The 24,720-nt window shown below is 67.4% G+C and carries 18 protein-coding genes, 1 tRNA gene and 1 pseudogene; 8 read left to right on the top strand and 12 right to left on the bottom strand.

Annotated elements, in window-relative coordinates; genetic code table 11:
• The first annotated feature begins 56 nt into the window (after window positions 1-56).
• Window positions 57-2,219, top strand: a complete 2,163-nt coding sequence (locus tag AC1RNC_RS02455) for an acylase (RefSeq protein WP_492883430.1) — start codon at window positions 57-59, stop codon at window positions 2,217-2,219.
• 45 nt (window positions 2,220-2,264) lie between these two features.
• Here the strand turns inward: AC1RNC_RS02455 and AC1RNC_RS02450 are convergent, their stop codons facing one another.
• Entirely contained in the window at window positions 2,265-2,900 is a 636-nt protein-coding gene (locus AC1RNC_RS02450) for an outer membrane protein (RefSeq protein WP_492883428.1), read from the bottom strand.
• A gap of 248 nt (window positions 2,901-3,148) precedes the next feature.
• Here AC1RNC_RS02450 and AC1RNC_RS02445 point away from each other — a divergent pair, with 248 nt between their 5' ends.
• Window positions 3,149-3,841, top strand: coding sequence for a response regulator (locus tag AC1RNC_RS02445; RefSeq protein ID WP_492883426.1), 693 nt, complete (start codon window positions 3,149-3,151; stop codon window positions 3,839-3,841).
• Window positions 3,838-4,989 carry an ATP-binding protein gene (locus AC1RNC_RS02440; protein ID WP_492883424.1) on the top strand — a complete coding sequence of 384 codons (1,152 nt, stop codon included), beginning with the start codon at window positions 3,838-3,840 and terminating at the stop codon, window positions 4,987-4,989. Before AC1RNC_RS02445 ends, AC1RNC_RS02440 begins: the two co-directional genes overlap by 4 nt.
• Here AC1RNC_RS02440 and AC1RNC_RS02435 read toward each other — a convergent pair.
• From AC1RNC_RS02435 to cobA, 5 genes are read right to left on the bottom strand one after another with little or no spacing between them, the layout of a single operon-like run.
• Entirely contained in the window at window positions 4,986-5,720 is a 735-nt protein-coding gene (locus tag AC1RNC_RS02435) for a phosphoadenylyl-sulfate reductase (RefSeq protein WP_492883422.1), read from the bottom strand. The two genes, AC1RNC_RS02440 and AC1RNC_RS02435, sit on opposite strands and share 4 nt — an antisense overlap.
• Window positions 5,720-6,226, bottom strand: coding sequence for a DUF934 domain-containing protein (locus AC1RNC_RS02430; RefSeq protein WP_492883420.1), 507 nt, complete (start codon window positions 6,224-6,226; stop codon window positions 5,720-5,722). The genes AC1RNC_RS02435 and AC1RNC_RS02430 overlap by 1 nt, the downstream gene beginning before the upstream one ends.
• The gene (locus AC1RNC_RS02425; protein ID WP_492883418.1) at window positions 6,210-7,868 is read right to left on the bottom strand and encodes a nitrite/sulfite reductase; all 1,659 of its coding nucleotides are present in this window, start codon (window positions 7,866-7,868) and stop codon (window positions 6,210-6,212) included. Before AC1RNC_RS02425 ends, AC1RNC_RS02430 begins: the two co-directional genes overlap by 17 nt.
• A gap of 3 nt (window positions 7,869-7,871) precedes the next feature.
• Entirely contained in the window at window positions 7,872-8,237 is a 366-nt protein-coding gene (locus AC1RNC_RS02420; protein ID WP_492883416.1) for a DUF2849 domain-containing protein, read from the bottom strand.
• Window positions 8,234-9,136, bottom strand: a complete 903-nt coding sequence (cobA, locus tag AC1RNC_RS02415) for a uroporphyrinogen-III C-methyltransferase (protein ID WP_492883414.1) — start codon at window positions 9,134-9,136, stop codon at window positions 8,234-8,236. Before cobA ends, AC1RNC_RS02420 begins: the two co-directional genes overlap by 4 nt.
• Window positions 9,137-9,321: 185 nt before the next feature.
• Between cobA and gcvA the strand changes: the two genes are divergently transcribed.
• Window positions 9,322-10,278, top strand: coding sequence for a transcriptional regulator GcvA (gcvA, locus tag AC1RNC_RS02410; RefSeq protein ID WP_125156353.1), 957 nt, complete (start codon window positions 9,322-9,324; stop codon window positions 10,276-10,278).
• Between the two features lie 64 nt (window positions 10,279-10,342).
• Entirely contained in the window at window positions 10,343-10,672 is a 330-nt protein-coding gene (locus AC1RNC_RS02405) for a chorismate mutase (RefSeq protein WP_492883412.1), read from the top strand.
• A 38-nt stretch (window positions 10,673-10,710) separates the two neighbouring features.
• Here AC1RNC_RS02405 and AC1RNC_RS02400 read toward each other — a convergent pair whose 3' ends face one another.
• Window positions 10,711-11,538 carry a TIGR00266 family protein gene (locus tag AC1RNC_RS02400; RefSeq protein WP_125156351.1) on the bottom strand — a complete coding sequence of 276 codons (828 nt, stop codon included), beginning with the start codon at window positions 11,536-11,538 and terminating at the stop codon, window positions 10,711-10,713.
• 452 nt (window positions 11,539-11,990) lie between these two features.
• Here AC1RNC_RS02400 and AC1RNC_RS02395 point away from each other — a divergent pair, with 452 nt between their 5' ends.
• Window positions 11,991-15,083 carry a TonB-dependent receptor gene (locus AC1RNC_RS02395; RefSeq protein ID WP_492883410.1) on the top strand — a complete coding sequence of 1,031 codons (3,093 nt, stop codon included), beginning with the start codon at window positions 11,991-11,993 and terminating at the stop codon, window positions 15,081-15,083.
• Between the two features lie 64 nt (window positions 15,084-15,147).
• On the opposite strand, the gene AC1RNC_RS02390 is transcribed toward AC1RNC_RS02395, so the two are convergent.
• Window positions 15,148-15,486 carry an Hpt domain-containing protein gene (locus tag AC1RNC_RS02390; protein ID WP_492883408.1) on the bottom strand — a complete coding sequence of 113 codons (339 nt, stop codon included), beginning with the start codon at window positions 15,484-15,486 and terminating at the stop codon, window positions 15,148-15,150.
• Between the two features lie 84 nt (window positions 15,487-15,570).
• Here AC1RNC_RS02390 and AC1RNC_RS02385 point away from each other — a divergent pair.
• Window positions 15,571-15,646 (top strand) — tRNA-Lys (locus tag AC1RNC_RS02385).
• A 387-nt stretch (window positions 15,647-16,033) separates the two neighbouring features.
• Here AC1RNC_RS02385 and AC1RNC_RS02380 read toward each other — a convergent pair.
• The 4 genes and pseudogenes from AC1RNC_RS02380 to AC1RNC_RS02365 all read right to left on the bottom strand — a co-directional run.
• Window positions 16,034-18,868 (bottom strand): annotated as a pseudogene (locus AC1RNC_RS02380) (type I restriction endonuclease subunit R); the annotation flags it as partial.
• Between the two features lie 10 nt (window positions 18,869-18,878).
• On the bottom strand, window positions 18,879-19,922 hold the full coding sequence (locus tag AC1RNC_RS02375) for a restriction endonuclease (protein ID WP_492883406.1): 1,044 nt from the start codon (window positions 19,920-19,922) through the stop codon (window positions 18,879-18,881).
• Window positions 19,919-21,271: a restriction endonuclease subunit S gene (locus tag AC1RNC_RS02370; RefSeq protein WP_492883404.1), complete on the bottom strand. Its 1,353-nt coding sequence runs from the start codon at window positions 21,269-21,271 to the stop codon at window positions 19,919-19,921. Before AC1RNC_RS02370 ends, AC1RNC_RS02375 begins: the two co-directional genes overlap by 4 nt.
• A complete protein-coding gene (locus tag AC1RNC_RS02365) occupies window positions 21,268-23,103 on the bottom strand; it encodes a type I restriction-modification system subunit M (protein WP_492883402.1) in 1,836 nt (611 codons plus the stop codon). Before AC1RNC_RS02365 ends, AC1RNC_RS02370 begins: the two co-directional genes overlap by 4 nt.
• Before the next feature lie 214 nt (window positions 23,104-23,317).
• Here AC1RNC_RS02365 and AC1RNC_RS02360 point away from each other — a divergent pair, with 214 nt between their 5' ends.
• A complete protein-coding gene (locus AC1RNC_RS02360; protein WP_492883400.1) occupies window positions 23,318-24,571 on the top strand; it encodes a M24 family metallopeptidase in 1,254 nt (417 codons plus the stop codon).
• Window positions 24,572-24,720: the final 149 nt, after the last annotated feature.

Raw genomic sequence — 24,720 nt, 5'->3', positions numbered from 1 at the left:
CTCCGGACTCGGCTTGGATCCCCGCCTTCGTGGGGATGAGCGGTTCGGGGTCTATCATGCGCAATCTGTCCATCAGCGTCCTGGCCCTGGCGGTCGTGCTCGCGGCTGCTCCCGCTCACGCGGCGGATGACCTCTCCCGCCTGAAGACGCGGGCCGCCAAGGTCCAGATCATCCGGGACGATTGGGGCATCGCCCACATCCACGGCAAGACCGACGCCGACGCGGTGTTCGGCATGGCCTACGCCCAGGCCGAGGACGACTTCAACCGCGTCGAGACCAACTTCATCACCGCCCTGGGCCGCACCGCCGAAGCCGAGGGCGAGAAGGCGATCTGGGCCGATCTGCGCCAGAAGCTGTTCATCGATCCCGTCGTGCTGAAAGCCGACTACGCCAAGAGCCCGGCCTGGCTGAAGGCGCTGATGAACGCCTGGGCCGACGGGCTGAACTTCTATCTGGCGACCCATCCGGACGTGAAGCCGAAGGTCATCACCCATTTCGAGCCGTGGATGGCGCTCAGCTTCTCGGAAGGCAGCATCGGCGGCGACATCGAGCGCGTCGCCCTGACCCAGCTGGAAGCCTTCTACGGCCAGCGCCAACTGGCCATGACGGCCGACGAAAAGGGCCTGCTGTTCAAGGAGCCCAAGGGCTCGAACGGTATCGCCATCGCCCCGTCCAACACCCTGGGCGGCCACGCCCTGCTGCTGATCAATCCGCACACCAGCTTCTTCTTCCGTTCGGAGATGCAGGTGGCCAGCGATGAAGGCCTCAACGCCTATGGCGCCACGACCTGGGGTCAGTTCTTCATCTACCAGGGCTTCAACGCCAAGGCCGGCTGGATGCACACCTCCAGCGGCGTCGACGTGGTCGACGAGTTCGCCGAGACCATCGTCGAGAAGAACGGCCAGCGCTTCTACAAGTACGGCTCTGAACTGCGCCCGTTGAAGAGCGAGGTGATCGCCGTCCCCTACCGCGCCGCCGACGGGACGTTGGCCACGAGACGCTTCACCGTCTTCAAGACCCACCACGGCCCGATCGTCCGCGAGGCCGACGGCAAGTGGATCAGCATCGCCCTGATGAACAAGCCGATGGCCGCGCTGGAGCAGTCGTTCCTGCGCACCAAGGCGACCGACTACGCCAGCTTCATGAAGGTGGCCGAGCTGAAGGCCAACTCGTCGAACAACACCCTGTTCGCCGACAGCAAGGGCCAGATCGCCTATCTGCACCCGCAGTTCATCCCGGTGCGCGACGACCGCTTCGACTACACCAAGCCTGTGGATGGCTCGGACCCGGCCACCGACTGGAAGGGCCTGACGCCGCTGGACAAGGCCCCGCACGTGCTGAACCCGAAGAACGGCTGGGTCTTCAACAGCAATAACTGGCCCTACGGCGCCGCGGGCCCCTACAGCCCGAAGAAGGCCGACTTCCCGAAGTACATGGACCAGGCCGGTGAGAACCCGCGCGGGATCCACGCGCCGCTGGTGCTGAAGGACCGCAAGGACTTCACCCTCGGCGGCCTGATCACCGCCGCCTACGACCCGTACCTGACCGCCTTCGCACGGCTGGTCCCGACGCTGGTCGCGGCCTACGACGCCGCGCCCGATCCCAAGGTCGCCGAACAGGTCGCCGCCCTGAAGGCCTGGGACTGCAAGTGGTCGGCGCGCTCGACCGAGACCTCGCTGGCCGTATTCTGGGGCGAGGCGATGTGGGCCAAGGCCGCGCCGGCCGCCAAGGCTGCGGGCATGAACGTCTATGACTACATGGCCGACAAGCTCTCGCCCGCCGACAAGCTGGCCGCCCTGGCCGAGGCTTCGGATCGCCTGACCGCCGACTTCGGCTCGTGGAAGACGCCATGGGGCGAGATCAACCGCTTCCAGCGCAACGACGGCGCGATCGTCCAGACCTTCGATGACAAGAAGCCCAGCATCCCGGTGGCCTTCACCTCGGCTCAGTGGGGCTCTCTGGCCTCGTTCGGGGCCAAGCGCTGGCCGGGGACCAAGAAGTACTACGGCACGCTGGGCAACAGCTTCGTGGCGGTCGTCGAGTTCGGCGACAAGGTCCGCGCTCGCGCCGTCTCGGCCGGCGGTGAGAGCGGCGACCCCGCCTCCCCGCACTTCAACGACCAGGCCCTGCGCTACAGCCTGGGCAACCTGCGCGACGTCTATTTCTATCCGGAGGACGTGAAGGCCCACGCGGTGAAGACGTACAAGCCGGGGGAGTAGGCGTCATCCCGCGAGGGGCGGGGGGCGGGATGACGCCACGCGCCCTTAGAACCGGATCACGGCTCCGAGGTTCAGGCGCGTCTCGTTCCCGTCCAGCTTGATCTTGTCGCCGGTGGAGAAGTTCACGGTCTTGTCGTCGTAGCGTACGCGCAGCAGCTCGCCGCGCATGGCCAGGTTGGCGGTCAGCTGCTGCTCGTAGCCGATGCCATAGACTAGGCCCTTTTCGGTGACCTTCTTCTTGGAACCGGTGATCGAGGTTTCGATCTTGCGACGCTCCAGCCCGACCTTGGCGTACAGCAGGGCGTCATCGGCCACGACCAGGCCGGCGCGGGCGGCCACGCCGTAGCGCAGGCCCGGGTCGATCGTGACCTTCGTCCCTGACAGGGTGCGCGAGGCCTTGCCGCCGCCCGCGCCCAGGCTGGTTTCCGCGCCGAAATAGAACCCTTCGCCGACCACCGCGCCGTAGCCGATGAAGCCGCCATAGTCGAAGCCGGTCTTGTTGGCCGAGCCTGACACGGGCGCGCCCGTCTTCGGTGAGAGGTTCAGCTTGGTCTTGGGCTTGCCGTAGCCGACCTCGGCGCCGCCGTAGAAGCCGCTCAGCACGTCGCTTTCCTCGGCCATGGCGGGGGCGGCGACCGCGGCGCTCAGCAAGGCCGCGGCGATGATCGTGGTTTTCAGCATGGGAGAGACTCCACCTTCGTTGATTGCGCCGGTCGGGAGCCGGCTTGGATGGAGCCTAGGTGGCGGCCGGTGATGGAGGGTCCGCGAGGGAAGTGTGGAGACCGTGTCGGGGCCACCTTAAGAGTAATTCATTTGCCAGAACGCCTATCCGCGGGCCTTGCATGAGGCTCGCGCGACGTTCGTCGAACCTCCACGAAACTTCGACAGTCCGACGCCAAGATCCGCCGCTCACGCTTCAGGACCCGAAGATGGAAAACGCGCTGATCTGCGTGGTCGAGGACGACCCCGACATCGCTCGCATCCTGCAGACCTACCTGGAGCGCGAACACCTGCGCGTGGTCTGCGCCGCCGACGGCGAGGCGGCGCTGGCCCAACATCGCAGCCTCAACCCCGCCCTGATGCTGCTGGACGTCAATATCCCCAAGAAGGACGGTTATGCGGTGCTGGCCGAGGTGCGGCGTCGCGGCGACACGCCGGTGATCTTCGCCACCGCCATGGCCGAGGACATCGACCGCCTGACCGGCCTGCGGATGGGCGCGGACGACTATGTGGTCAAGCCGTTCAACCCGGTCGAGGTGGTCGCGCGGGTCAAGGCCGTGCTGCGCCGGACCGCCGGCGGCGCCCGCGCGGAGCTGCTACGCCAAGGTCCTATCGAGGCCGACCTGACAGCCCACGTGGCGCGGGTGATCCTGGGCGCGGCCCCGCCCACGGTGCTGAACCTGACACTCAGCGAGTTCCGGATTCTCGTGCAGTTCCTGGGCGCGCCGATGAAGGTGCTGAGCCGGGCCGAGATCCTCGACGCCTGCCTGCCCGAAAGCGACGCCCTGGAACGCACCGTCGACAGCCATGTCAGCAACCTGCGGCGCAAGCTGGAGGCGGCGGGCGCGACGGGCTTCGTGATCAATGTGCGCGGCGTCGGTTACCGCCTGATCGCCGCGTGAAGCCGCCCCCCACCTTCGCCCGTCGCCTGGGGAGCGCGATCGCCGCCATGCTGGCCGGCGCGGTCCTCTTCGTGGCCACCGCGTCGGCCGGGATCGACAAGCTGATCGAGCTGGAGATCAAGGGCCGCCTCTCCGCTCGTCTCATCCACGCCGTCGACCAGCTGAGCCAGAACCGCGTGCCGTCCAACGCGGACATGATGCTGCTGATGAACACCATGTCGGTCGAACAACCGCGCGCGACGGTCCTCAGCTATATGGGCGTCGCGCTACTCTCTCTCCTGGTCATCGCCGTATGCGTCTGGATGGCCGGCCTGATCGCTCGCCGCTTCGCCGCCCCGGTCCACGCCGTCATCGAAGGCGCGCGCAGGGTGGCGGCCGGCGACTTCAGCCATCGCATCGCCCCGCCGCCCAAGCTGACGCGCGAGTTGCAAGACCTGATCGACGGCTTCAACGCCCAGGCCGAGGCCCTGGAACGCTCCGAGCGCCGCATGCGCTTCCAGACCGCCGCCGTCGCCCACGAGTTGCGCACGCCCTTGACCATCCTGAACGGCTACATCCACGGAGCCCTGGATGGGGTCTTCCCACGCGACGACCAGCACATGCGCGCCCTGTTGACCCAGGTGGAGGATCTGTCGCGGATCATCGACGACCTGCGGACGGTCAGCCTGGCCTCGTCCGGGGCCCTGGCCCTGGAGATCGGCCTCTGCGACCTGGCGGCCGAGGCCTGCTCGGTGCTGCGCTCCATGCGACCGCAGTTCGAGGCGGCGGGCATGAGCGTCGAGGCCGAGCTGGACCCAACCCTCGTGCAGGCCGACCCGGCTCGGGTGCGACAGATGCTGCTGGCCTTGCTGGAGAACGCGAGGCGCTACGCGGCCGACGGCGGTCGTCTCTGGGTCAGCACCCGGCGGCGCGACGGGGTCTGCCTGCTTCGCGTCGCCGACCGGGGACCCGGCTTCCCATCGGAGCACCGAGCATTCGAAGGCTTCTGGCGCGCCGACCTCTCGCGCACCCGCGCCACCGGCGGCTCGGGTCTCGGGCTGTCGGTCGTGAAGGCCTTGGCCGACGCGCATGGCGGCGAGGTCACGATCAGCAACCGGCGGGGAGGCGGCGCGGCGGTCGAGCTGCGGTTCGTGGCCGAAGGAGTCTAGATATCCCCGCCGACGTTCGGCGCGACACCCGGGGCGCGGGCGACGTGGATGCCGCACTCGGTCTTTTCCTGGCCAGCCCAGCGGCCCGAGCGACCGTCTTCCGACGGCTGGGTGCAGGGCCAGCAGCCGATCGAGGCATAGCCCTGGGCGACCAGCGGGTGGGACGGCAGGTCGTGCTCGGCGATATAGGCCTCGAGCTCGGCCTTGCCCCAGTTGGCCAGGGGATTGAACTTCAGCTTGCCGTCGGCCGCCTCGACCACCGGCAGGCTCAGACGGTCGCCGCCATGGAAGCGCTTGCGGCCGGTGATCCAGGCGTCGAAGCCGTCCAGGGCGCGGTCCAACGGCAGCACCTTGCGGATCTTGCAGCAGCCGTCGATGTCGGTGCGCCACAGGTCCGACTTCGGGTCCTGGGTGGCGATGTCCGCGAACGCCGGGCGCAGGTCGCGCACGTCGGTCAGGGCGAAGCGCGACGCCAGGTTCTTGCGGTAGTCCAGCGTCTGGCCGAACAGCATGCCGGTGTCCAGGAACAGTACCGGAATGGTCGGCGACACCTGCGAGACCAGATGCAGCAGCACGGCCGACTCCGCGCCGAACGACGAGACCAGGGCCAGGCGGCTTCCGAAGTGCTGATAGGCGGTGCGCAGGATCGTCAGCGGATGGGCGTCGCGCAGTTCGGCGTCCAGCCGGGCGGCGAGACCTGCGGCGCTCCCCCCGATCTGGTCGTAAGCCATCAGGAGGCCCTTTCCTCGAACGCGACCGGCTTGTCGTCGACGGCGCGCTGATAGACGTGGCGGAAGCGGCTGGCGGCCTTGGTCCAGGCCTCCGGCGTGGCGCCGTCGTTCGGCTCGAAAGCGTCGAAGCCGCAGCGGACCATGAAGCCGGCCTGCTCCCGCAGCACGTCGCCCACGGCGCGGATCTGCCCCTCATACTTGAAGCGCTCGCGCAGCAGGCGCGCCGAGGTGTAGGCGCGGCCGTCGCGGAATTTCGGGAAAGCCAGGGCCACCACCGCGATACGCGGCAGATCGTAGGCCAGCACCTCGATCTCCTGGTCCGACTCGACCCGCACGCCGACGCGGCGGCTGTTCGAGGACAGCAGGCCGTCGCCCTCGGCCTCGAAGCGGGTCAGGGACAGGATCACGTCGCCCGTTTCCGGGATGGCGTCCTCGTCGGTGACGTTGACGAAGGCGTCGTCGGCCCAGCGGGCCTGGCCGTCGGCCAGCTCAATCAGCCTGGGCATAGACCGCCTCCTTGAAGGGTTCGAGGCCGACGCGGCGATAGGTGTCGAGGAAACGCTCACCGTCGGCGCGGATGTTCAGATAGGCGCCGACCAACTGGTCGACGGCGGTGGCGACCCGGTCGGCCGGCAGCGCCGGACCGAGGATCTTGCCGATCGCGGCGTCTTCCGCGCCCGAGCCGCCCAGCGACAGCTGGTAGAATTCCTCGCCCTTCTTATCGACGCCCAGGATGCCGATGTGGGCCACGTGATGGTGGCCGCAGGCGTTGATGCAGCCGCTGATCTTGATCTTCAGCTCGCCGATGGTCTCGGCGCGATCGGGATCGGCGAACTGGCGGGCGATGTCCTGGGCGATCGGGATGGCGCGCGCATTGGCCAGGGCGCAGTAGTCCAGGCCCGGGCAGGCGATGATGTCGCTGATCAGGTCGATATTGGCCGTGGCCAGACCGGCCGCCTGCAGCGTGGCGAACACGGTCGGCAGGTCGTCCAGCTTGATGTGCGGCAGGACGAGGTTCTGCACGTGGGTCACGCGCAGGTCGTTGAAGCCGTGGCGCTCGGCCAGATCCGCGACGACCTCCAGTTGGTGGGCCGAGGCATCGCCCGGCGTCTGGTCGGCGGCCTTCAGCGAGACCTCGACGATCGCATAGCCGGGCTGCTTGTGCGCCTTGACGTTGTTGCGCACGAAGCGGGCGAAGGCGCTGTCATTGGCCTTGGCGATCTCGAAGGCCTCCGAGCGGGCCGGCAGGGTCTCGAACGGCGTGGCGGCGAAGGCGGCGCGGATGCGCGCGTACTCGGCGGCCGGCAGGTCGGCGCGCGCGGCGTCGATCTTCGCCCACTCTTCTTCCACCTGACGGCCGAACTCCTCGGCGCCGAGGGCTGCGACCAGGATCTTGATGCGGGCCTTGTAGATATTGTCGCGGCGACCGTGGCGGTTATAGACGCGCAGCACGGCTTCCAGATAGCTCAGCAGCCGGTCGGTCGGCAGGAACTCCTTGATGGTCGGACCGACATAGGGCGTGCGCCCCTGGCCGCCGCCGACGATCACCTCGAAGCCCAGCTGGCCGTCGCGGCCCTGGCGCATTAGCAGGCCGATGTCATGCACCTTGGCGGCCGTGCGGTCCTTGGCCGAGGCGGTGATGGCGATCTTGAACTTGCGCGGCAGGTAAGAGAATTCCGGGTGCAGGGTCGACCACTGGCGGATCACCTCGGCCCAGACGCGGGGATCGTCGACCTCCTCGGCCGTGGCGCCGGCATAGGGATCGGACGTCGTGTTGCGGATGCAGTTGCCGCTGGTCTGGATGGCGTGCAGGTCGACCTCGGCCAGCTTGTCCAGGATCTCCGGCGCGTCCTTCAGCTTGATCCAGTTGAACTGGATGTTCTGGCGCGTGGTGAAGTGGCCGTAGCCCTTGTCGTAGTCACGGGCGATCTCGGCGAGACGCCGAGCCTGGGCCGCGTTCAGCGAGCCATACGGGATGGCGACCCGCAGCATGTAGGCGTGGAGCTGCAGATAGAGGCCGTTCATCAGCCGCAGCGGCTTGAACTGGTCCTCGGTCAGCTCGCCGGCCAGGCGGCGGGCGACCTGGCCCCGGAACTCGGCCGAGCGGTCGGCCAGGAATTCCTTATCGATGAGGTCGTACTGGTACATGCCCTACTTCCTGCGGATCAGGTCGACACGGCCGGTCGAGCGCGCCGCGCCGGAGGCGTGGCGAAGAGCCTCGACCACGTCGCCGCCCTCGGCCTGCTTGCCGTGCGTGGGTTCGTTGGTGGGGCCAAGGGCCCGGATGCGTTCGCGGTAGCTGACGGGCGCCCAGTGGCTTTCCGACGGGGTCAGGTCGATCGGATAGACGTCCACGACCACGGTCGGCTGGCCCTTGCCCGTGGCGACGGCGGCCTCAAGGTCGGCCTCGGCGGTCTCGTCGAACAGCTGGGCGTCTCCGAAACGCTCGACCCACTGGCCGGCTTTCCAGAACACGACATCCCCGTCCAGCAGGCGGTTGGCGGTGATCGCTTTCATTCCTTCACCCGATTTTCCCGGCGAGGGCCGGGACCCAGATTCATCCGGAGCGGTTGTTGTGCTTCACCTGAGCCCCGGCCTTCGCCAGGGAGATCGGTGGATGTGTCGGCCATGGCCATCGACTCGCCGACCATCAGCAGCGCCGGGCCCGTCACGCCCTGGGCCGCTTCGGCCAGCCCCGACAGGGTGGTGAGCACGCGGCGCTCGTCGGCGCGGCTGGCGTTCTCGACGATCAGGGCCGGGGTTGAGCCCGCGCGGCCCGCAGCGATCAGGCGCTCGGCGATCAGGCCGGCGGTCGAGACGCCCATATAGACGACGACGGTCTGGTTCGGTCGGGCCAGCGAGGCCCAGTCCAGATCAGGCTCGCCGTGAGCGGCATGGCCGGTGACGAAGGTGACGGCCTGGGCCATGCCCCGATGGGTCAGGGGCGCGCCGGCGCCGGCGCTGGCGGCCAGGGCGGCGGTGACACCGGGCACGATATGGCAATCGACGCCCGCCTCGCGACAGGCCAGGAGCTCCTCGCCGCCGCGGCCGAACAGGAACGGGTCGCCGCCTTTCAGGCGCACCACGTTCAGGCCGTCCAGGGCCAGGGCCACGATCAGCTGGTTGATGTCGTCCTGCGGCAGGGTGTGGCGCGACTTGCGCTTGGCGACATTGATCCGGCGGGCCCGGCGCGGCGCCAGGTCCAGAATCTCGTCGGAGACCAATCCGTCATGCACGACCACGTCGGCGGCGCGCAGGGCGTTGAAGGCGCGGAAGGTCAGGAGGTCCGGATCACCGGGACCGGCGCCGACCAGCCACACCGCGCCGAGCGCGCGGTGGGCCCGCGTCCCGCCGACGACCACCAGGCCGTGTTTGGCGAGACCGGCTTTAGCGTTTCGGGCCGGCTGGCGGGCCATGGAGTTTAGAACCTCTATCAAGCCGCTTGGAATAAAACGCTCAAACGCAATACGGGGCGGACCTCTCGGACCACCCCGCTTTGCCCGCCGACGAAAAGGGCCAATCCGCCAGCGAACGCTTGCAAACTCGACGCGAAGGGCTCAATTCGCAAACAAGGACTTCTGCCGGGGCGTTCAGTAAAACTATGGAAAGACCCAACGAGCGCCGCCGCCTGCCGCCGCTGAACGCGTTGCGCGCCTTCGAGGCCGCCGCCCGTCACCTGAACTTCAGCCGCGCCGCCGACGAGCTGTCAGTGACCCCCGGCGCCGTCAGCCAGCAGATCCAGAATCTGGAGGACTATGTCGGCGCGGCGCTGTTCAAGCGTACGCCCAAGGGCCTGCTGCTGACCGACGCGGCCCAGACCGCCCTGCCCGCTCTGCGCGAGGCCTTCGACCGCCTGGCCGAGGCCGCCAGCCTGCTGACCGCCGCCGTCGACGGCCGCCGCCTGACCCTGACCGCCGCGCCCTCCTTCGCCGCCAAGTGGCTGGTGCCGCGGCTGGGCAAGTTCGAACAGGCCCACCCGCAGGTCGACGTCTGGCTGTCGGCCGGCATGGAGGTCGTCGACTTCGCCACCGGCGAGGTCGATATGGCCATCCGCTATGGCTCGGGCCGCTATCCGGGGCTGGAAGTCATCCGCCTGATGCACGAGACCGTGGTTCCGGTCGCCAGCCCCGAACTGCTGGAGACCAACGCCCTGGAACGTCCAGAGGACCTGGCCCACCACATCCTGCTGCACGACGGCTCGCCCGACGCCGACGACAGCTGCCCCGACTGGGCGATGTGGCTGGCGGCGCGCGGCATCAAGGGCGTCGATGGCGCGCGGGGCCCGCGCTTCAACCAGTCCAGCATGGTCATCGAGGCCGCCGCCAACGGTCGCGGCGTGGCCCTGGCCAAGCGCACCCTGGCCCAGGCCGACCTCGACTCGGGCCGCCTGGTCATCCCGTTCGAGGCCTCCACGGCGGTCGACTTCGCCTATTACGTCGTCCATCCCAAGGCCAAGGGCCGCCTGCCCCAGGTGAAGGCCTTCGTGAACTGGCTGAAGACCGAGGCCGAGGCGCACGAGGCGGCGCTCCAGACCATGGACAATGGTTCAGGGATCTAGGGGCTGGGGGATTTAAGCCCTTACGGTACTGGTTTTGGCGGCCGGAACCGGCTTAAAGGAGCCCATGAAAATCACGACTCTCACAGTCGACGAGCACCTCGCTCCCGCCGACTGCCAGACCATGGCCGATGTGCGCCAGGGCGTGGACGCCCTGGACCGGGCCCTGGTCCAGCTCCTGACCGAGCGTCAGGGCTTCATGGACGCCGCGGCCCGCATCAAGGCCGATCGCTCCAAGGTGTTCGACCGCGCGCGGATCGAGGATGTGGTGACGAAGGTCAAGGCCGCCGCCCGCGAATCCGGCCTGTCGGAAGCCATAGCCGAACCGGTCTGGCGCACGCTGATCGACCGCTGCATCGCCTACGAATATGACAGCTGGGACAAGACCAAGGGCTGACGAAAAAGCGCCCCCCCTGACGAGGGGCGCTTCCGGTCCTAGTTCCCGTCGATCATCCGGCCCAGGCCGCCCAGAATCGAGCCTTCGCCCTGGTTGCCGCCTTGATGGCTGGCGGCCTGCAGCATGCGACCAGCCAGGCGCGCGAAGGGCAAGGACTGGATCCAGACCTTCCCCGGCCCGCGCAAACGAGCAAAGAACAGGCCTTCGCCGCCGAACAGCACGCTCTTCACGCCGCCGGCCATCACCAGGTCGAAGTCGACGCCCGGCGTGTAGGCCGCCAGACAGCCGGTATCGACGTGCAGTTCCTCGCCGGGACCAAGCGTGCGCTCGACTAGCGTGCCGCCCATCTGGACGAACACCCAGCCGTCGCCTTCCAGGCGCTGCATGATGAAGCCTTCGCCGCCGAACAGGCCGGTCATCACGCGCTTCTGGAAGTGGAGGCCGATCGACACGCCGCGCGCGGCGGCCAGGAAGCTGTCCTTCTGGCAGATCAGCGTCCCGCCCAGTTGGCCCAGGTTCAGCGGCAGGATGGTGCCTGGCGTCGGCGAGGCGAAGGCGACGCGCGCCTTGCCGGAGCCCTGGTGGGTGAAGACCGTGGTGAACAGGCTCTCACCGGTGACCAGGCGCTTACCCGCGCCGAGCAGCTTGCCCATGAAGCCGCCGCCCTGGTCGGCAGAGCCGTCGCCGAACACGGTGGTCATCTGGACGCTGGCGTCCTTCCAGACGAAAGCGCCGGCCTCGGCTACCGCGCTCTCGCCGGGATCCAGCTCGATCTCGACGAACTGCAGGTCCTCGCCCTTGATCTCGAAGTCGATGTCGTCGGCGACGCTGGCGCTGCGGGTATGGCTCCAGGGGCTAGGGGGCATGGGAGAGACTCCTTATCTTGGGGAACACCGTTCTAGCCAGCCGCCAGCCGCGGCGCCAATGAAGCATCCTTCATCCGCATGGCGCGGGCGCCGGATTGGCCGGACGGAGCGTTGCCTTTGGCCGCACCTCGGCGTCGTTTGTCGCTGCCGGTTATGTCGGCGGAGAGCGTTGGCCTTACCATTAGCCCGACAATTGGCGACCGAACCCATCACACGGACATCCTGCAAAGATCGCAAACGATCGTGTTTTCTTCGAAATTTCAGCATGTAGGATCGCACTGGCCGCGGTCGCGTCTTTATCGCGCAGGCGGTTCGCCCGCGCCTTGGGTTTGGCCTGACCAAGTGGTCGCCGCCTCCGCTCAAGTGGCATTACCAATTATTGACAATTCGCCCAACTGGTCGGATAAGTCGGCTCAAGGGCGCCAGTTCAGTGCGCCGGGGGAGGCAATCTCATGAACCATGCTCGCAACACGTTCGCTCTTCGCGCCGCGCTGATGGCGTCGTGCGCCGCTCTGGTGGTCGGTTCGGCCGCCCAGGCCCAGGCTCAGGACACCGCCGGCGACAAGAAGGCCGAGTCGGACACCATCGAAGCCGTCGTCGTCACCGGCTTCCGCCAGGCCTACGCCAACGCCATCTCGACCAAGCGCGAGACCCTGGAAATCTCGGACGGCATCTCGTCGGACGGCCTGGGTCGGTTCCCCGACCTGAACGTCGGTGAAGCCATCCAGCGTATCCCCGGCGTCCAGATCAATCGCGAAGCCGACAGCCGCAACGCCACCATCAGCCTGCGCGGCCTGCCCGGCACCTTCGCCCGCACCACCCTGAACGGCGGCGCGTTCGCCGATCCGATCCTGAACGGCTCGACCCCGCTGGGCGCCTTCAACTCGGACATCTTCACCGCCATCAACGTCATCAAGTCGCCGTCGGCGTCCAATCTGGCCGGCGGCCTGTCGGGCAATGTCGACCTGCGCATCAATCCGGCCCTGAGCCGCAAGGACGGCGGCTTCGCCAAGGTCTCGTACGAGTACAACGACCTGGGCGACCTCGGCAGCCCGCTGGCCTCGCTGGGCTACAACAAGCACCTGTCGGACGACTTCGCCGTGTTCGGCGTGGTGGCCTGGAAGAAAGAGAAGTTCCGCCGCGACTCGATCACGGTGAACTCGTGGGCCAACCGCCTGGGCGCCATCCAGGTCGGCAACCAGGCCGCCGCAGGGTCGAACCCGGTCTATGACGCCCTGATCGCCGCCAATCCGGGCGGCGTCTACTATCCCAGCCAGACCCGTCAGCTGGTGAAGTTCAACAAGGGCGAGACCCTGTCGTCGGCCGGCGGCTTCGAGTGGCGCATCAACGACGAATGGAAGTTCGGCGCCAACGCCTTCATCACCAGGCGCAAGCTGGATGAGGGCACCAACAACCTGCTCTATATCGACGCCGGTCCGGGCAACGGCTCCAACACCGCCCTCGGCGCGACGTCGGCCGTGGCCAAGATCAGCGACATCGGCGCGCCCTATGTCGTCAAGACGCCAAACGGCAATCGCGCCTACATCAACAAGTTCAAGGCCGAGAACATCAACACGTTCGACTCGGTCCGTTCCGAGCCGGCCGAGAACCGGACCTGGGCCATCAACCCGACCCTGGAATTCAAGAACGACCAGTGGAAGGCCACGGCCAACCTGACCGTGTCGAAGGCCAAGGCGCTGGCCAACCAGATCGAGCTGGACGTCGTCCAGAACCCCTATCGCAACCTGGGTTCGGCGGGCCTGAACGGCATCGTCACCACGGTCGACCTGGGCGGCTCGGACCTGTCGAACTACCACGCCACCCTGGTTACGCCGCACGCCACCCACCTGCCGACGGGCGGCTTCCTGATCCCGTCCACCCCGGCCTCCGCGACCCAGGCCGGCGCCCAGATGCCGGGCCAGGCCACTGGGATCGCCGGCGACAAGTTCGGCGTCACCGGCACCAACGGCGAGGCCGAAAACGTGCTGAACGCGGCCCAGCTCGACTTCGACCGTTCGCTGGACAGCTCATTCTTCACGAACCTGCAGTTCGGCGGCCGCGCCGAGCACAACAAGTTCACCTCGAGCGGTTCGCGCAACACCGCCCTGGGCGCCCTGACCCAGAACATCACGCCGGACATGGCCTACCAGCTGTCCTACGCGAACGACTTCTTCGGCGGTAAGGCCGGCGGCCCGACGACCAACTGGATGAACGTCGACGTCAACCGGGTGCTGAAGGCGATCACGCCGGTCAACACGGGCGTCCGCAACACGGTGACCAACCCGAACGGCCTGCCCGACCAGTTCACCCTGGGCGCGCCGGGCGTGTTCCTGACGCCCTACGGCGTGGTCAACAACTACACCGACGGCAACTACTGGAATAACAACTTCAGCAACCAGAACGACGTCTTCTCGGCGTACGCGGCGGCCAAGTTCAAGACCGACCTGTTCAGCGTCCCGGTCCGCGGCACGGTCGGCATGCGTTACGAATATACCGAGCAGGAAATCGTCGCCCTGAACTGCAAGAACTGCGCGACCGGCCCGGCCGCCCTGCCCGGCGCGATCAACCACTCGCTGTCGACCCAGACGACCAAGAACAACTACGACTACTGGCTGCCCTCGGCGATCCTGGTCGCCGACCTGCGCGACGACCTGATCTTCCGCGCCGCCGCCTACCGCACCTATGTCCGCCCGCAACCGCGCGACAACACGCCGACCAGCTTCGTCCAGGCGCCGGTCGACCCGAACATCGACCCGGTGTTCACCGTCACGCTGGGCGCGACGGACCTGAAGCCCTACACCTCCGACTCGTATGACGCGTCGCTGGAGTGGTACAATCGCCCAGGCGGCCTGATCTCGATCGCGGCCTACCGCAAGGAGATCAAGGGCTATATCGGCCCGATCACCGACCAGTCGGTCCTCTGCCCGGCCGGCGGCTTCCCGGGCCTGGACGTCAATCTCGGCACGCTGACGGTCGACCGCTCGGCCGGCACGCCCAAGTGCCTGAGCTCGCTGTCCTTCGTGGTCAACGGCGCGACCAAGCAGGCCCAGGTCAACGTCACCGGCAAGACCAACCAGTCGCCGATGACCGTCACGGGCTTCGAGTTCAACATCCAGCAGAACCTCGACTTCCTGCCGAGTTTCTGGAAGAATTTCGGTGGCGCTTTCAACTACTCGTATACGAAAATCGACGGCAAGGACACCGCGGGAAACAAGATCACCCTGCCCAGCGTCTCGAAGAACAACCTGAACCTGATCGGTTACTACGAGTCGACCAAGTTCGGCGTTCGCCTAGTCTACAACTGGCGTGACAAGTACGACCTGGCCGCTGGCAACTCGTTCGTCGGCGACGCCCGCACCGTCAAGGCGCGCAGCCAGCTGGACGCCTCGGCCTCCTACAACCTGACCGAGGACCTGACGATCTCGGTCGACGCCTTCAACCTGACCGACGCGACCCGTTCGGAATACGAGAACGACCCGATGCTGCCGCGCCGCATCGACTACGACGGCCGAACCTATCAGGTGACCATGCGCGCCAAGTTCTAGGACGCGAACAGATACCCTCTCGCCTTCGGGGCCGAAGTTCGCTTCGGCCCCTTTCTTTTGGCCGCTATCCCTTCAGCGACCGCAGGGCCTGTTCGTGGGCGTAGGCGGCGATATCCATCAGGGCGACGTCCAGGGCCGTCTTGACCGCTTCCAGGCTGTCCTGCCCCGCCTCGCAGCGTTCGCAGACCTCGCCCAGCGCAAAGGCTCCCACCCCGCGCGCGGCGCCCTTCACCGTATGGACCGCGTCCCGCCAGCCGGAATGGGTCGGATCCAGCATCGGAGTCCACAGCGCGGCCTGTTCGCGGAACAGCGCCAGCACCTCCTCGACGACCCCGAAATCCCCCGCCGCGAACCCTTCCAGGTAAGCGAAATCCACGGCTCCGCTAATATCTCGTCTGGCCATGAAAAAAGCGCTTGCGCTCCCAAAATCATTGCGTATGTTCCGCGCCTCGCCGCCGGGGCTCGCAAGTGCTTCGGACCGTCGAATGGGTGTATAGCTCAGTTGGTAGAGCAGCTGACTCTTAATCAGCGGGTCGTAGGTTCGAATCCTACTACACCCACCATTCTCCTTTTGGAGATCTAGGCTTCCGCTGAAGCCGTCCTGGGGCGCCGCCCCGAAAGTCCTCCTAATTCCTGGACAGAACTTGCCGCGGGTCTGGCGGACGTCAGACTTCAGCCTCGTTCGCGCCGGCCTTGCGCCTCAGCGCGCCGTAGAGGTCGCCCGGTCCGAGCAGGATCTTCAGCAGTTCCTCCCGCAGACGCTCCGACGCCAACACCTGGCGGCTCATGGTGTCGAAGGCGGTGTCGCTGTCCATGACCGCGTCGAGGAACTCGCGCTGCAGGGTCGGCGAGTTGTCGAACTGAGCCTTGGTGTTGGCCATGGCCTGCACCTGCAGTTCCTCGGACGCCAGCATGTGGCTCTTCAGGAAGCCGTTGACGTAGTGCAGCTGGTCGTCGTCGGTCAGTTGCCCCTCGAACAGGTCGTTCACGCGGGCGATGATCTCGTCCAGCCGCGCCTTGTCCTTGTCCTGCACGCTGCCCGAGCCGACCTCGGCCATGCCGCTCAGCTTGGGCGCGTCGCCGTCGCCATAGAGCAGGTCGCGCTTGCGCTCGGCCTTGAGGCTGTGGTGGGTCAGCTTCACGCCCGACAGGTCGATCTCCTCGCGCTCGCGGCCGAACTCCAGCAGCGGCAGCAGCCGGCGGTAGAAGATCGCGCGCTTCTCGATCTCGGTGTTGCCGTAGTCGAGGATCTGGCTGAGGAAGCTGTAGAGCCGCTGGAAGGTGGCCATGTCGCTCTTGAACAGCGCCAGGGCGTCCATGTGGTCCTTGGCCTGGGCGGCGGCCGTGGCGTCGTCGCGCGCCTCGGCGGAGATCCGCGCCTGCTTGGCGGCGTTGAAGGCGTGGACCACGCGTTGCGCGACCGGCGCGATCGCGGCGATCAGCTCGGACTGGCGCGCCATCGGGTTCAGCTCGACCTTCACCACCCGCTCGACCTCGAAGTCGTCATAGTGGCCGGCGCCGTCCAGCTTGGCGCGCAGGTCGTAGATCCGGTTCGGATCGGTGGCGCTCTCCAGCTCGGCCGTCTCGTAATAGGTCCGGAACGCCGCCAGGATCTCGTCGGAGCTGTTGACGAAGTCGAGGACGTAGGTGGTGTCCTTGCCCGGATGGGCGCGGTTCAGGCGCGACAGGGTCTGCACGGCTTGGATGCCCGCCAGGCGCCGGTCGACATACATGCCGCACAGCAGAGGCTGATCGAAGCCGGTCTGGAACTTGTTGGCGACCAGCAGCAGGTGGAAGGCCTCGCTCTTGAAGGCGTCGCGGATGTCGCGGCCGTTCAGGCCGGGGTTCAGCGCCGCGCTGGCCTCGCTGACCTCGCCCAGGTCGGCGTCGGGCACGTCGCCGGAGAAGGCGACCAGGGCGCCCAGCCCGTAGCCCTGCTCCTCGATGTAGCGCCGCGTGGCGATCTGCCAGCGCACGGCCTCGTCGCGGCTGCCCAGCACCACCATCGCCTTGGCCTTGCCGTCCAGCAGCGGCTGGACGTTCTCGCGGAAGTGCTCGACGACGATCTGCACCTTCTGGCTGATATTGTGCGGATGCAGGCGCACCCAGCGCATGATCTCCTTCTTGGCCTTGCCGCGCTCGACCTCGCGATCGTCCAGGTCGCGTCCCTCGTGGGCCAGGCGGAAGGCCAGCTGGTAAGGCGTGTAGTTGCGCAGCACGTCGAGGATGAAGCCCTCCTCGATCGCCTGGCGCATCGAATAGACGTGGAACGGTTCCGGCAGATTGCCCTCGCCGATCGGCCGGTCCGGATGCGGCGGACGGCCGAACAGCTGCAGGGTCTTGCCCTTGGGCGTGGCCGTGAAGGCGACATAGGTGATGCCGCGCTCGGCGGCCCGGCCCGCCATCTGGGCCGCGAGGATGTCCTCGGCGCTGACCTCGCCGCCGTCGGCCAGCGCCGCCGCCTCCTCGGCCGACAGCATCTGCTTGAGCTTGGCGGCCGCCTCGCCGGACTGGCTGGAGTGGGCCTCGTCGGCGATCACCGCGAAGGCCTTGCCCTCGGTCGCCGCCAGCTCGCGCACCGCGTCCAGGGCGAACGGGAAGGTCTGGATCGTGCAGACGATCACCTTCTTGCCCGCCGCCAGGGCCTGCGCCAGCTGGCCGCTCTTGGAGCCGCCCTCGTTCCTGATCGTCGCCACCACGCCGGCGATGCGCTGGAAGTCGAACAGGGCCTCCTGCAGCTGGGTGTCGATGACGTTGCGGTCCGAGACCACGATGACGCTGGAGAACAGCTTGTCGTCGTTGGCGTCGTGCAGTTCGGACAGCAGGTGCGCGGCCCAGGCGATCGAGTTGGTCTTTCCCGAGCCGGCCGAGTGCTGGATCAGGAAGCGCCCGCCAGGCCCCTCCTCCAGCACCTTGGCGGCCAGCTTCCGGGTGGCGTCCAGCTGGTGGTAGCGCGGGAAGATCACGCCGGTGATCTGCTTCTTGGCGTCGCGCTGGGTCACCATGTAGCGGCCCAGGATCTCCAGCCAGCTGTCGCGCGCCCAGACCTCCTCCCAGAGATAGGCCGTGCCGTGGCCGCTCGGATTCGGAGGATTGCCCTTGCCGCCGTGGTCGCCCTTGTTGAACGGCAGGAAGCGGGTGGCCTTGCCTTCCAGCCGGGTGGTCATCGCCACCTCGCTGCTGCTGACGGCGAAGTGCACCAGCGCCCCGCCGGGGAAGCTGAGCAGCGGCTCGGCCCTTTGGCCCTGGGGACGAGGATCGCGGTCGAAGCGATACTGGTCGATGGCGTCCTGCAGGCTCTGGGTGAAGTCGGTCTTCAGCTCGACGGTCGCGACCGGCACGCCGTTCAGATACAGCACCAGGTCGAAGCTGTTCTCGCTGCCGGTCGAGTAGCGCACCTGCCGCGCCACCCGCAGGCGGTTGGCCTGGTAGCGGCGGGTGGTCTCGGGGTTCATGCCCATGGCCGGCTTGAACTGGGCCAGGGACAGCCGCGACCGCAGCCCCACCATGTCGAGCCCGCCGCGCAGCACGTCCAGCACGCCGCGCTCGTCCAGCGACTTGCGCAGCCGGTCCAGCAGCACCTGCTGGGCGGCCGGGCCGTGGGTCTTGCTCAGGGCGTCCCAGGCTTCGGGCTGGCTGTCGCGGACCCAGGCGACCAGATCCTCGGGAAACAAGGCCCGCGCCCGATCGTGCCGCGCCCCCGCCCCGGCTTCGTACAGCCAGCCATGCGCGGCCAGATGGTCGACGACGTCGTCCTCGAAGCGGTTTTCCGTGTGCAGGGCCATGGTCGCGATCCTAGGCGTCGACGCCGGCCACGGGGGACCAGATCTGCTTGAGGGGGATCTTGGCGCGGGTTTCGTCCGTGAGCTGACCATAGCTGGCGAACAGGGCGTTCAGCAGCTCGGGCATCTGCCACAGGCGCACCGAGAAGAACTCGTTGTCGATCAGCTTCTGGGCCGCGCCGTTGACGCCGGCGATGCTGACCAGCAGGCCGGTGCGGGCCTTGGCGGCCTGGACCGAGCCCATCAGCTTCAGCACCACCTCCTGGTTGGCGGGCGCGTCGCCGGACTTCACCTGCACGCAGATGCGGTCCTCGCCCAGGCCCAGGCGTCCGCCCGCCGCCAGAATGTCGACCCCGCCGTCCGGGCCGGGCGGCGAGACCTTGGTGACATAGCCCTCGATGCGCAGGATCTCGGCGACCAGATGCGCCAGGTCGTGGCCGGCGAAGGCCGACTTCACCAGGGCGATGATCTGCTGGCGGGCGATGTCCTCGACGTCCAGCTCGACATCCTCGGCCTCGGCGTCCTCGGTCGCGGCCTTGACCGCGACGACGCCCTGCTTGCCCAGCAGCGGGCCGGGATCCCGGCCGGTGTTCAGCACCGCCTCGACCCGGGCCAGGGCCTCGTTGCGCTTGACCTCGCAGACGGTCATGAAGGCGCCCAGCGAGTGGCGAAGGTCCTGGGCGAAGGCCTCGCGCGGGACGGCTTCGTTCAGCCAGGTCACGGCGCGGGTGTGCGGGCACACGCCGCCGGGCTGGTAGACATAGGGCCCCATCACGCGGCCGATGGCGACGCCGCTGGTGACCTTGCGCGGCAGCACCACCAGGTCGCCGACCGCGATGGTGTTGACGAACTGGTTCAGCTGGGCGGCGAAGTTGCGCTGGGTGTTCTTGCCGCCCAGCGGATCGGCCTCCGCCAGCACGCGGCCGATGGCCTCGCGATCCTTCAGGCCCGACAGGTCGCCCAGCTCGTTGAAGCCGGGCAGCAGCTTGCCCTGGGTGATGGCCTCCAGCTCGCGCTCGCCATGGCGGCCGGCGCGGACGATCCAAAGCCGGGTCATGCCGCCTCCGCCGTCTTAATGAGGCCCCGCACGTCGATCTTGCCGGTGACGGCGGCGGAGATCAGGGCGGCGCGGCGTTCTTGGAGGAGGGTGATGGCCTCTCCTGTAGCCGCTAGCAGAGCATCCAAGGCTTCCGTTCTTTTCCTCACCCGCAGAGTGATTTCCTTTTGCTCCGACAGAGGTGGCACCGCCATCGACAACCCTCGAACATCGGGCATGCCGATGGTCTTAAGGGTAGCGCCTGATGTCAGCCGTTCGAGTTCTCCCGCCATTGAACGGAGGCAGCAGAGAAGATACTCAGGCAAAACGCGCCCTGAACACAGCCAAGCAATGAAATGCTGTGAAACTGCCATCGGTCGGGTTGTAATGGCGCACCGGCCAATTGTTGCATCGCGAGAAAAGACGACAGCCCTTTCAGGCAAGATACGCGCCGAAGAATTCGCAACACCGAGGTCATTCACATACTGCGCGGTCTCGCTGATGTAGTCATTGTCCTTCAGATAGGCGGTGTCATGAAGCGACACCCAAGGGATACTGCAATCCTCCCAGTAGGCGGCCACCTTGCGATCTGGAGTATGACCACTTTCCATCTGAGCGACGTGCTTGATACGCGAAACCTCCCAATGCGCCGGCACCTGGCCGAGCCATTCGACGCCGGAGTCCTTCATCAGGGCGGAGGGGTCGAGGCCCTTGGTGACGGCGTGGGAGATGACGGCCTGCCGTTTCTCCTTCAGCAGTTCGATCAGCCGCTGCTGCGCCTCCACCAACGCGTCGATCTTGGCGGTCTCCCGGTCGAGGAAGGCGGCGATAGCGTGTTGTTCGGCGAGCGGCGGCGCCGTCATCACCATCTCCGCGATGTCATCCAGACTTAGTTGGATCTTGGTCCCGCCATACCCTCGCGTTTCCAAGTAGGTCTTTCCCAGCCACGACAACGCCACGTAGCCGACCCAGGCCGGCAACAGCCGCTCAGCGCGCAAGCGGGCAAGAGCAACGTGCTGGCTCACATACGCCGTCTCCAACTTTTCCGGCACGACAGCGACCGATCCGAGATAGGCCGTGATCGAAAACAGCAGATCCCCCGGCTGCACTTGCGTGCGCTCACCTTCGGCGCCAGGCGGGACGTTTACACGCTGAATATCGTCCAAATCGAGCGTGAGCCGATCTCTCGTCAGATTACCGATACGGATAAAAAGGGCGCCGTCGTCGGCGTAGTGGTCAGCCCAGCCACGCGAACCGCTCGTGAGAAAATCGAGATCCCGCTTGAGTGGCATTATTGTCCAGTGAGCAGGAATCTCCCCCGGCCACTCGACCCCACTGTCCTTGTAGCTCCCATAAGCCGGAAAGCTCATGCCGCCAGCCCCTCGATCATCGCCTTGATCCGGTCGGTGACCAGCAGCAGTTCGGCGTCGATCTCGGCCAGGTCGCGCGGCGGCTCGAAGACGTAGAAGTGGCGGTTGAACGGGATCTCGTAGCCGACCTTGGTCTTGTCCTCGTCGATCCAGGCGTCGGGAGCGTGGGGCAGGACCTCGCGGGCGAAATAGGCGTCGACGTCCTCGGACAGCGGCACGTTCTCGGTGTCGCGGCGGGCGCTGTCGGCCAGCGGCTTGCCCTTGGCCTTGCCCTTCTGGCCGACCACCGGCTGGCCCTTGTCGTCGAGCAGCGGCCGCTCGACCGTGATGGTCCGGTAGCCGAAGGCCTCGTTGGGGAAGATCCGCGACAGCGGGGCCAGCTTGACCTTGCCGCCCTCCGGCGCGGCGGGCGGCGTCTCGCCGGCGCGGACCACGACCTTGCCGGCGTCCTTGCCGGCGGCGTCGACCAGGGTGGCGATCTGGGCTTCCACGAAGTCGCCGAACAGCCGGGTGACCAGGGCGATGTCGTCCTCGCCCATCTCCTTGCGCTTGGAGCCCAGCGACTTGCGCATCTTCTTCCAGAAGCCGCTGGCGTCGATCAGCTGCAGCCTGCCCTTGCGGGCGACGGGCTTCTTGTTGGAGACGATCCAGACATAGGTGGCGATGCCGGTGTTGTAGAACATGTCGGTCGGCAGGGCGACGATGGCCTCGACCAGGTCGTTCTCCAGCAGGTAGCGGCGGATCTCGCTCTCGCCGCTGCCGGCCCCGCCGGTGAACAGGGGCGAGCCGTTCAGGACGATGCCGAACCGGCTGCCGCCGTCCTGGGCCGGGCGCATCTTGGACAGCAGGTGCAGCAGGAACAGCAGGGAGCCGTCCGACACGCGCGGCAGGCCCGGGCCGAAGCGACCGGCGAAGCCCTGCTGCTCGTGCTCGGCGCGCACGATCTTCTCGACCTTCTTCCACTCCACCCCGAACGGCGGATTGGACAGCATGTAGTCGAACTGGCGCCCCGGGTGGCCGTCGTCGGACAGGGTGTTGCCGGGGATGATGGCCCCGACATCCTGCCCCTTGATCAGCATGTCGGCCTTGCAGATGGCGTAGGATTCGTCGTTCAACTCCTGGCCGAACATGGTCAGGCGCGCGCCCGGATTGTGCCCGGTCAGCCGCTCCTCGGCGACCGACAACATGCCGCCGGTGCCGGCGGTGGGGTCATAGATGGTGCGAACCACGCCGGGCCTGGACAGGGCGTCGTCGTCCTCGACGAACAGCAGGGACACCATCAGGCCGATGACCTCGCGGGGCGTGAAGTGCTCCCCGGCCGTCTCGTTGGACAGTTCGGCGAACTTGCGGATCAGCTCCTCGAACGCCAGGCCCATCTGGTGGTTGTCAACCGCCCCGGGGTGCAGGTCGATGCCGGCGAACTTCTCGGCGACCTGATAGAGCAGCCCGGCCTTGGCCAGCTTGTCGACCTGGGTGAAGAACTCGAAGCGCTCGAAGATGTCGCGCACCGGGCCCGAGAAGCCCTGGATATAGGCGTAGAGGTTGGCGGCGATGTTGTCGGCGTCGCCGATCAGCCGGCCCATGTCGAGCTTGGAGGTGTTGTAGAAGCTCTGCTTGGCGGCGCGCAGCAGGTACGGCTCGGGATTGACCCCCGCGGCCTCGCGCCTGGCCAGTTCCTCCAGCACCGCCGGCTTGGTCGCCTCCAGCACGCAGTCCAGCCGCCGCAGCACGGTGAACGGCAGGATGACCTTGCCGTAGTCGGACTGCTTGTAGTCGCCGCGCAAAAGGTCGGCGACCGACCAGATGAAGGCCGACAACGACTGGTGGTTCATGCGCACTCCCCCGAACAACGCCCGATAGCAGCGCGGATGACGTGCAAGGGCAAGCGGCTGTAGCAGAAGCCTTACCGCGAAGGGAGCCTGCCGGGCACCGCCGGCGGACGTTCTCCGTCGATCCGGGCCTTGTCAGGCCAAGCTTCCAGGGCTCACAAAAGGCCTTTCGACGCGCGCTGCGTCGCCGTGGGCTCACAGGGTTTCGAGGACCGACATGACCGCATTTCAAGACCTGGGCCGGCGCGGTTTCCTGGCCGGCGCCGCGGCGAGCGCGGCCGCGATGGGCGCGCCCGCCTGGGCGCGGCAGCCCGGCGTCAAGAAGATGACCGACGGCGTCGCCCTGATCGGCCCGGCCGAGCGCCAGGCGAGGCTCGAGCGCGCCCAGGCCCTGATGGTCAAGCTGGGCCTGTCGGCGATCGTCACCGAGCCGGGCTCGTCGATGGACTACTTCACCGGCGCGCAGTGGAGCCGCAGCGAGCGGCCTTGCCTAGCGATCATCCCGCGCGAGGGCCAGGTCGGCATGGTCGTGCCGAAGTTCGAGGAACCCTCGATCCGCCAGAGCCTGGGCGTGCCCGCCGAGGTCCGCACCTGGGAGGAGGACGAAAGCCCTTACGCGATCGCCGCCGGGCTGCTGGCCGACCGCAAGCTGGCGTCCGGCAAGATCGGCGTCGAGGAGACGATCCGGACCTTCATCGTCGACGGCCTGACCGGCGCCCTGCCCTCGGCCCAGGTCGTCTCGGGCGCGGCGGTGTTCCGGGGCTGCCGGATGATCAAGTCCCCGGCCGAGCTGGCCCTGATGCAGGTCGCCGCCGACATCACCGTCGCGGCCCTGCGCCACACCCACGGCAACGTCAAAGCCGGCATGGGTCCCAAGGACATCGGCGCCCTGATGGCCGAGTTCACGGTGAAACAAGGCGCGCGGGTCAGCTTCAACCTGATCCTGATCGGCGAGGCCAGCGCCTACCCGCACGGCTCGCGCCAGCCCCAGGTGCTGGGCGAGGGCCAGGTCGTGCTGATGGACTGCGGCTGCAATGTCGGCGGCTACGAGTCGGACATCTCGCGCACCTTCGTGTTCGGCGAGCCCACCGCCCGCCAGCGCAAGGTCTGGAACGACGTCGCGCGCGGCCAGCAGGTGGCGTTCGAGGCCGCCCAGGTCGGCGTCGAGGCCGGCTCGGTCGACCGCGCCGTCCGCGCCTATTACGACAGCCTCGGTTGGGGCCCGCGCTACAAGCTGCCCGGCCTGTCGCACCGCACCGGCCACGGCATCGGCATGGACGGCCACGAGCCGGTGAACTTCGTGATGTCCGAGACGACGAAGCTGGCGCCGGGCATGTGCTTCTCGGACGAGCCGGGCATCTACATTCCGGGCGAGTTCGGCGTGCGGCTGGAGGACTGCATCCACATGACCCCGCAGGGACCCCAGTGGTTCAGCAAGCCGCCAACGACGCTGGACAAGCCCATGGGCTGATCGAGGCCTCGCGGGCGGCGCGACCGTGGCGACTTTCCGACTTGAAGCGGAGCCATATCGAGGCTCGATCATTTCAGATCTGCAAACCGGCGCACATGTTCGGCCTCTAGGGCACTAAGGGTCCGTCCGCTCACGACGGCGCGTTCCCT

The sequence above is a fragment of the Caulobacter sp. GW822-FHT01G02 genome (genome assembly GCF_058802865.1).
The sequence above is the reverse complement of the archived record's forward strand: the minus strand, read 5'-3'. Positions and strand labels throughout refer to the sequence as shown.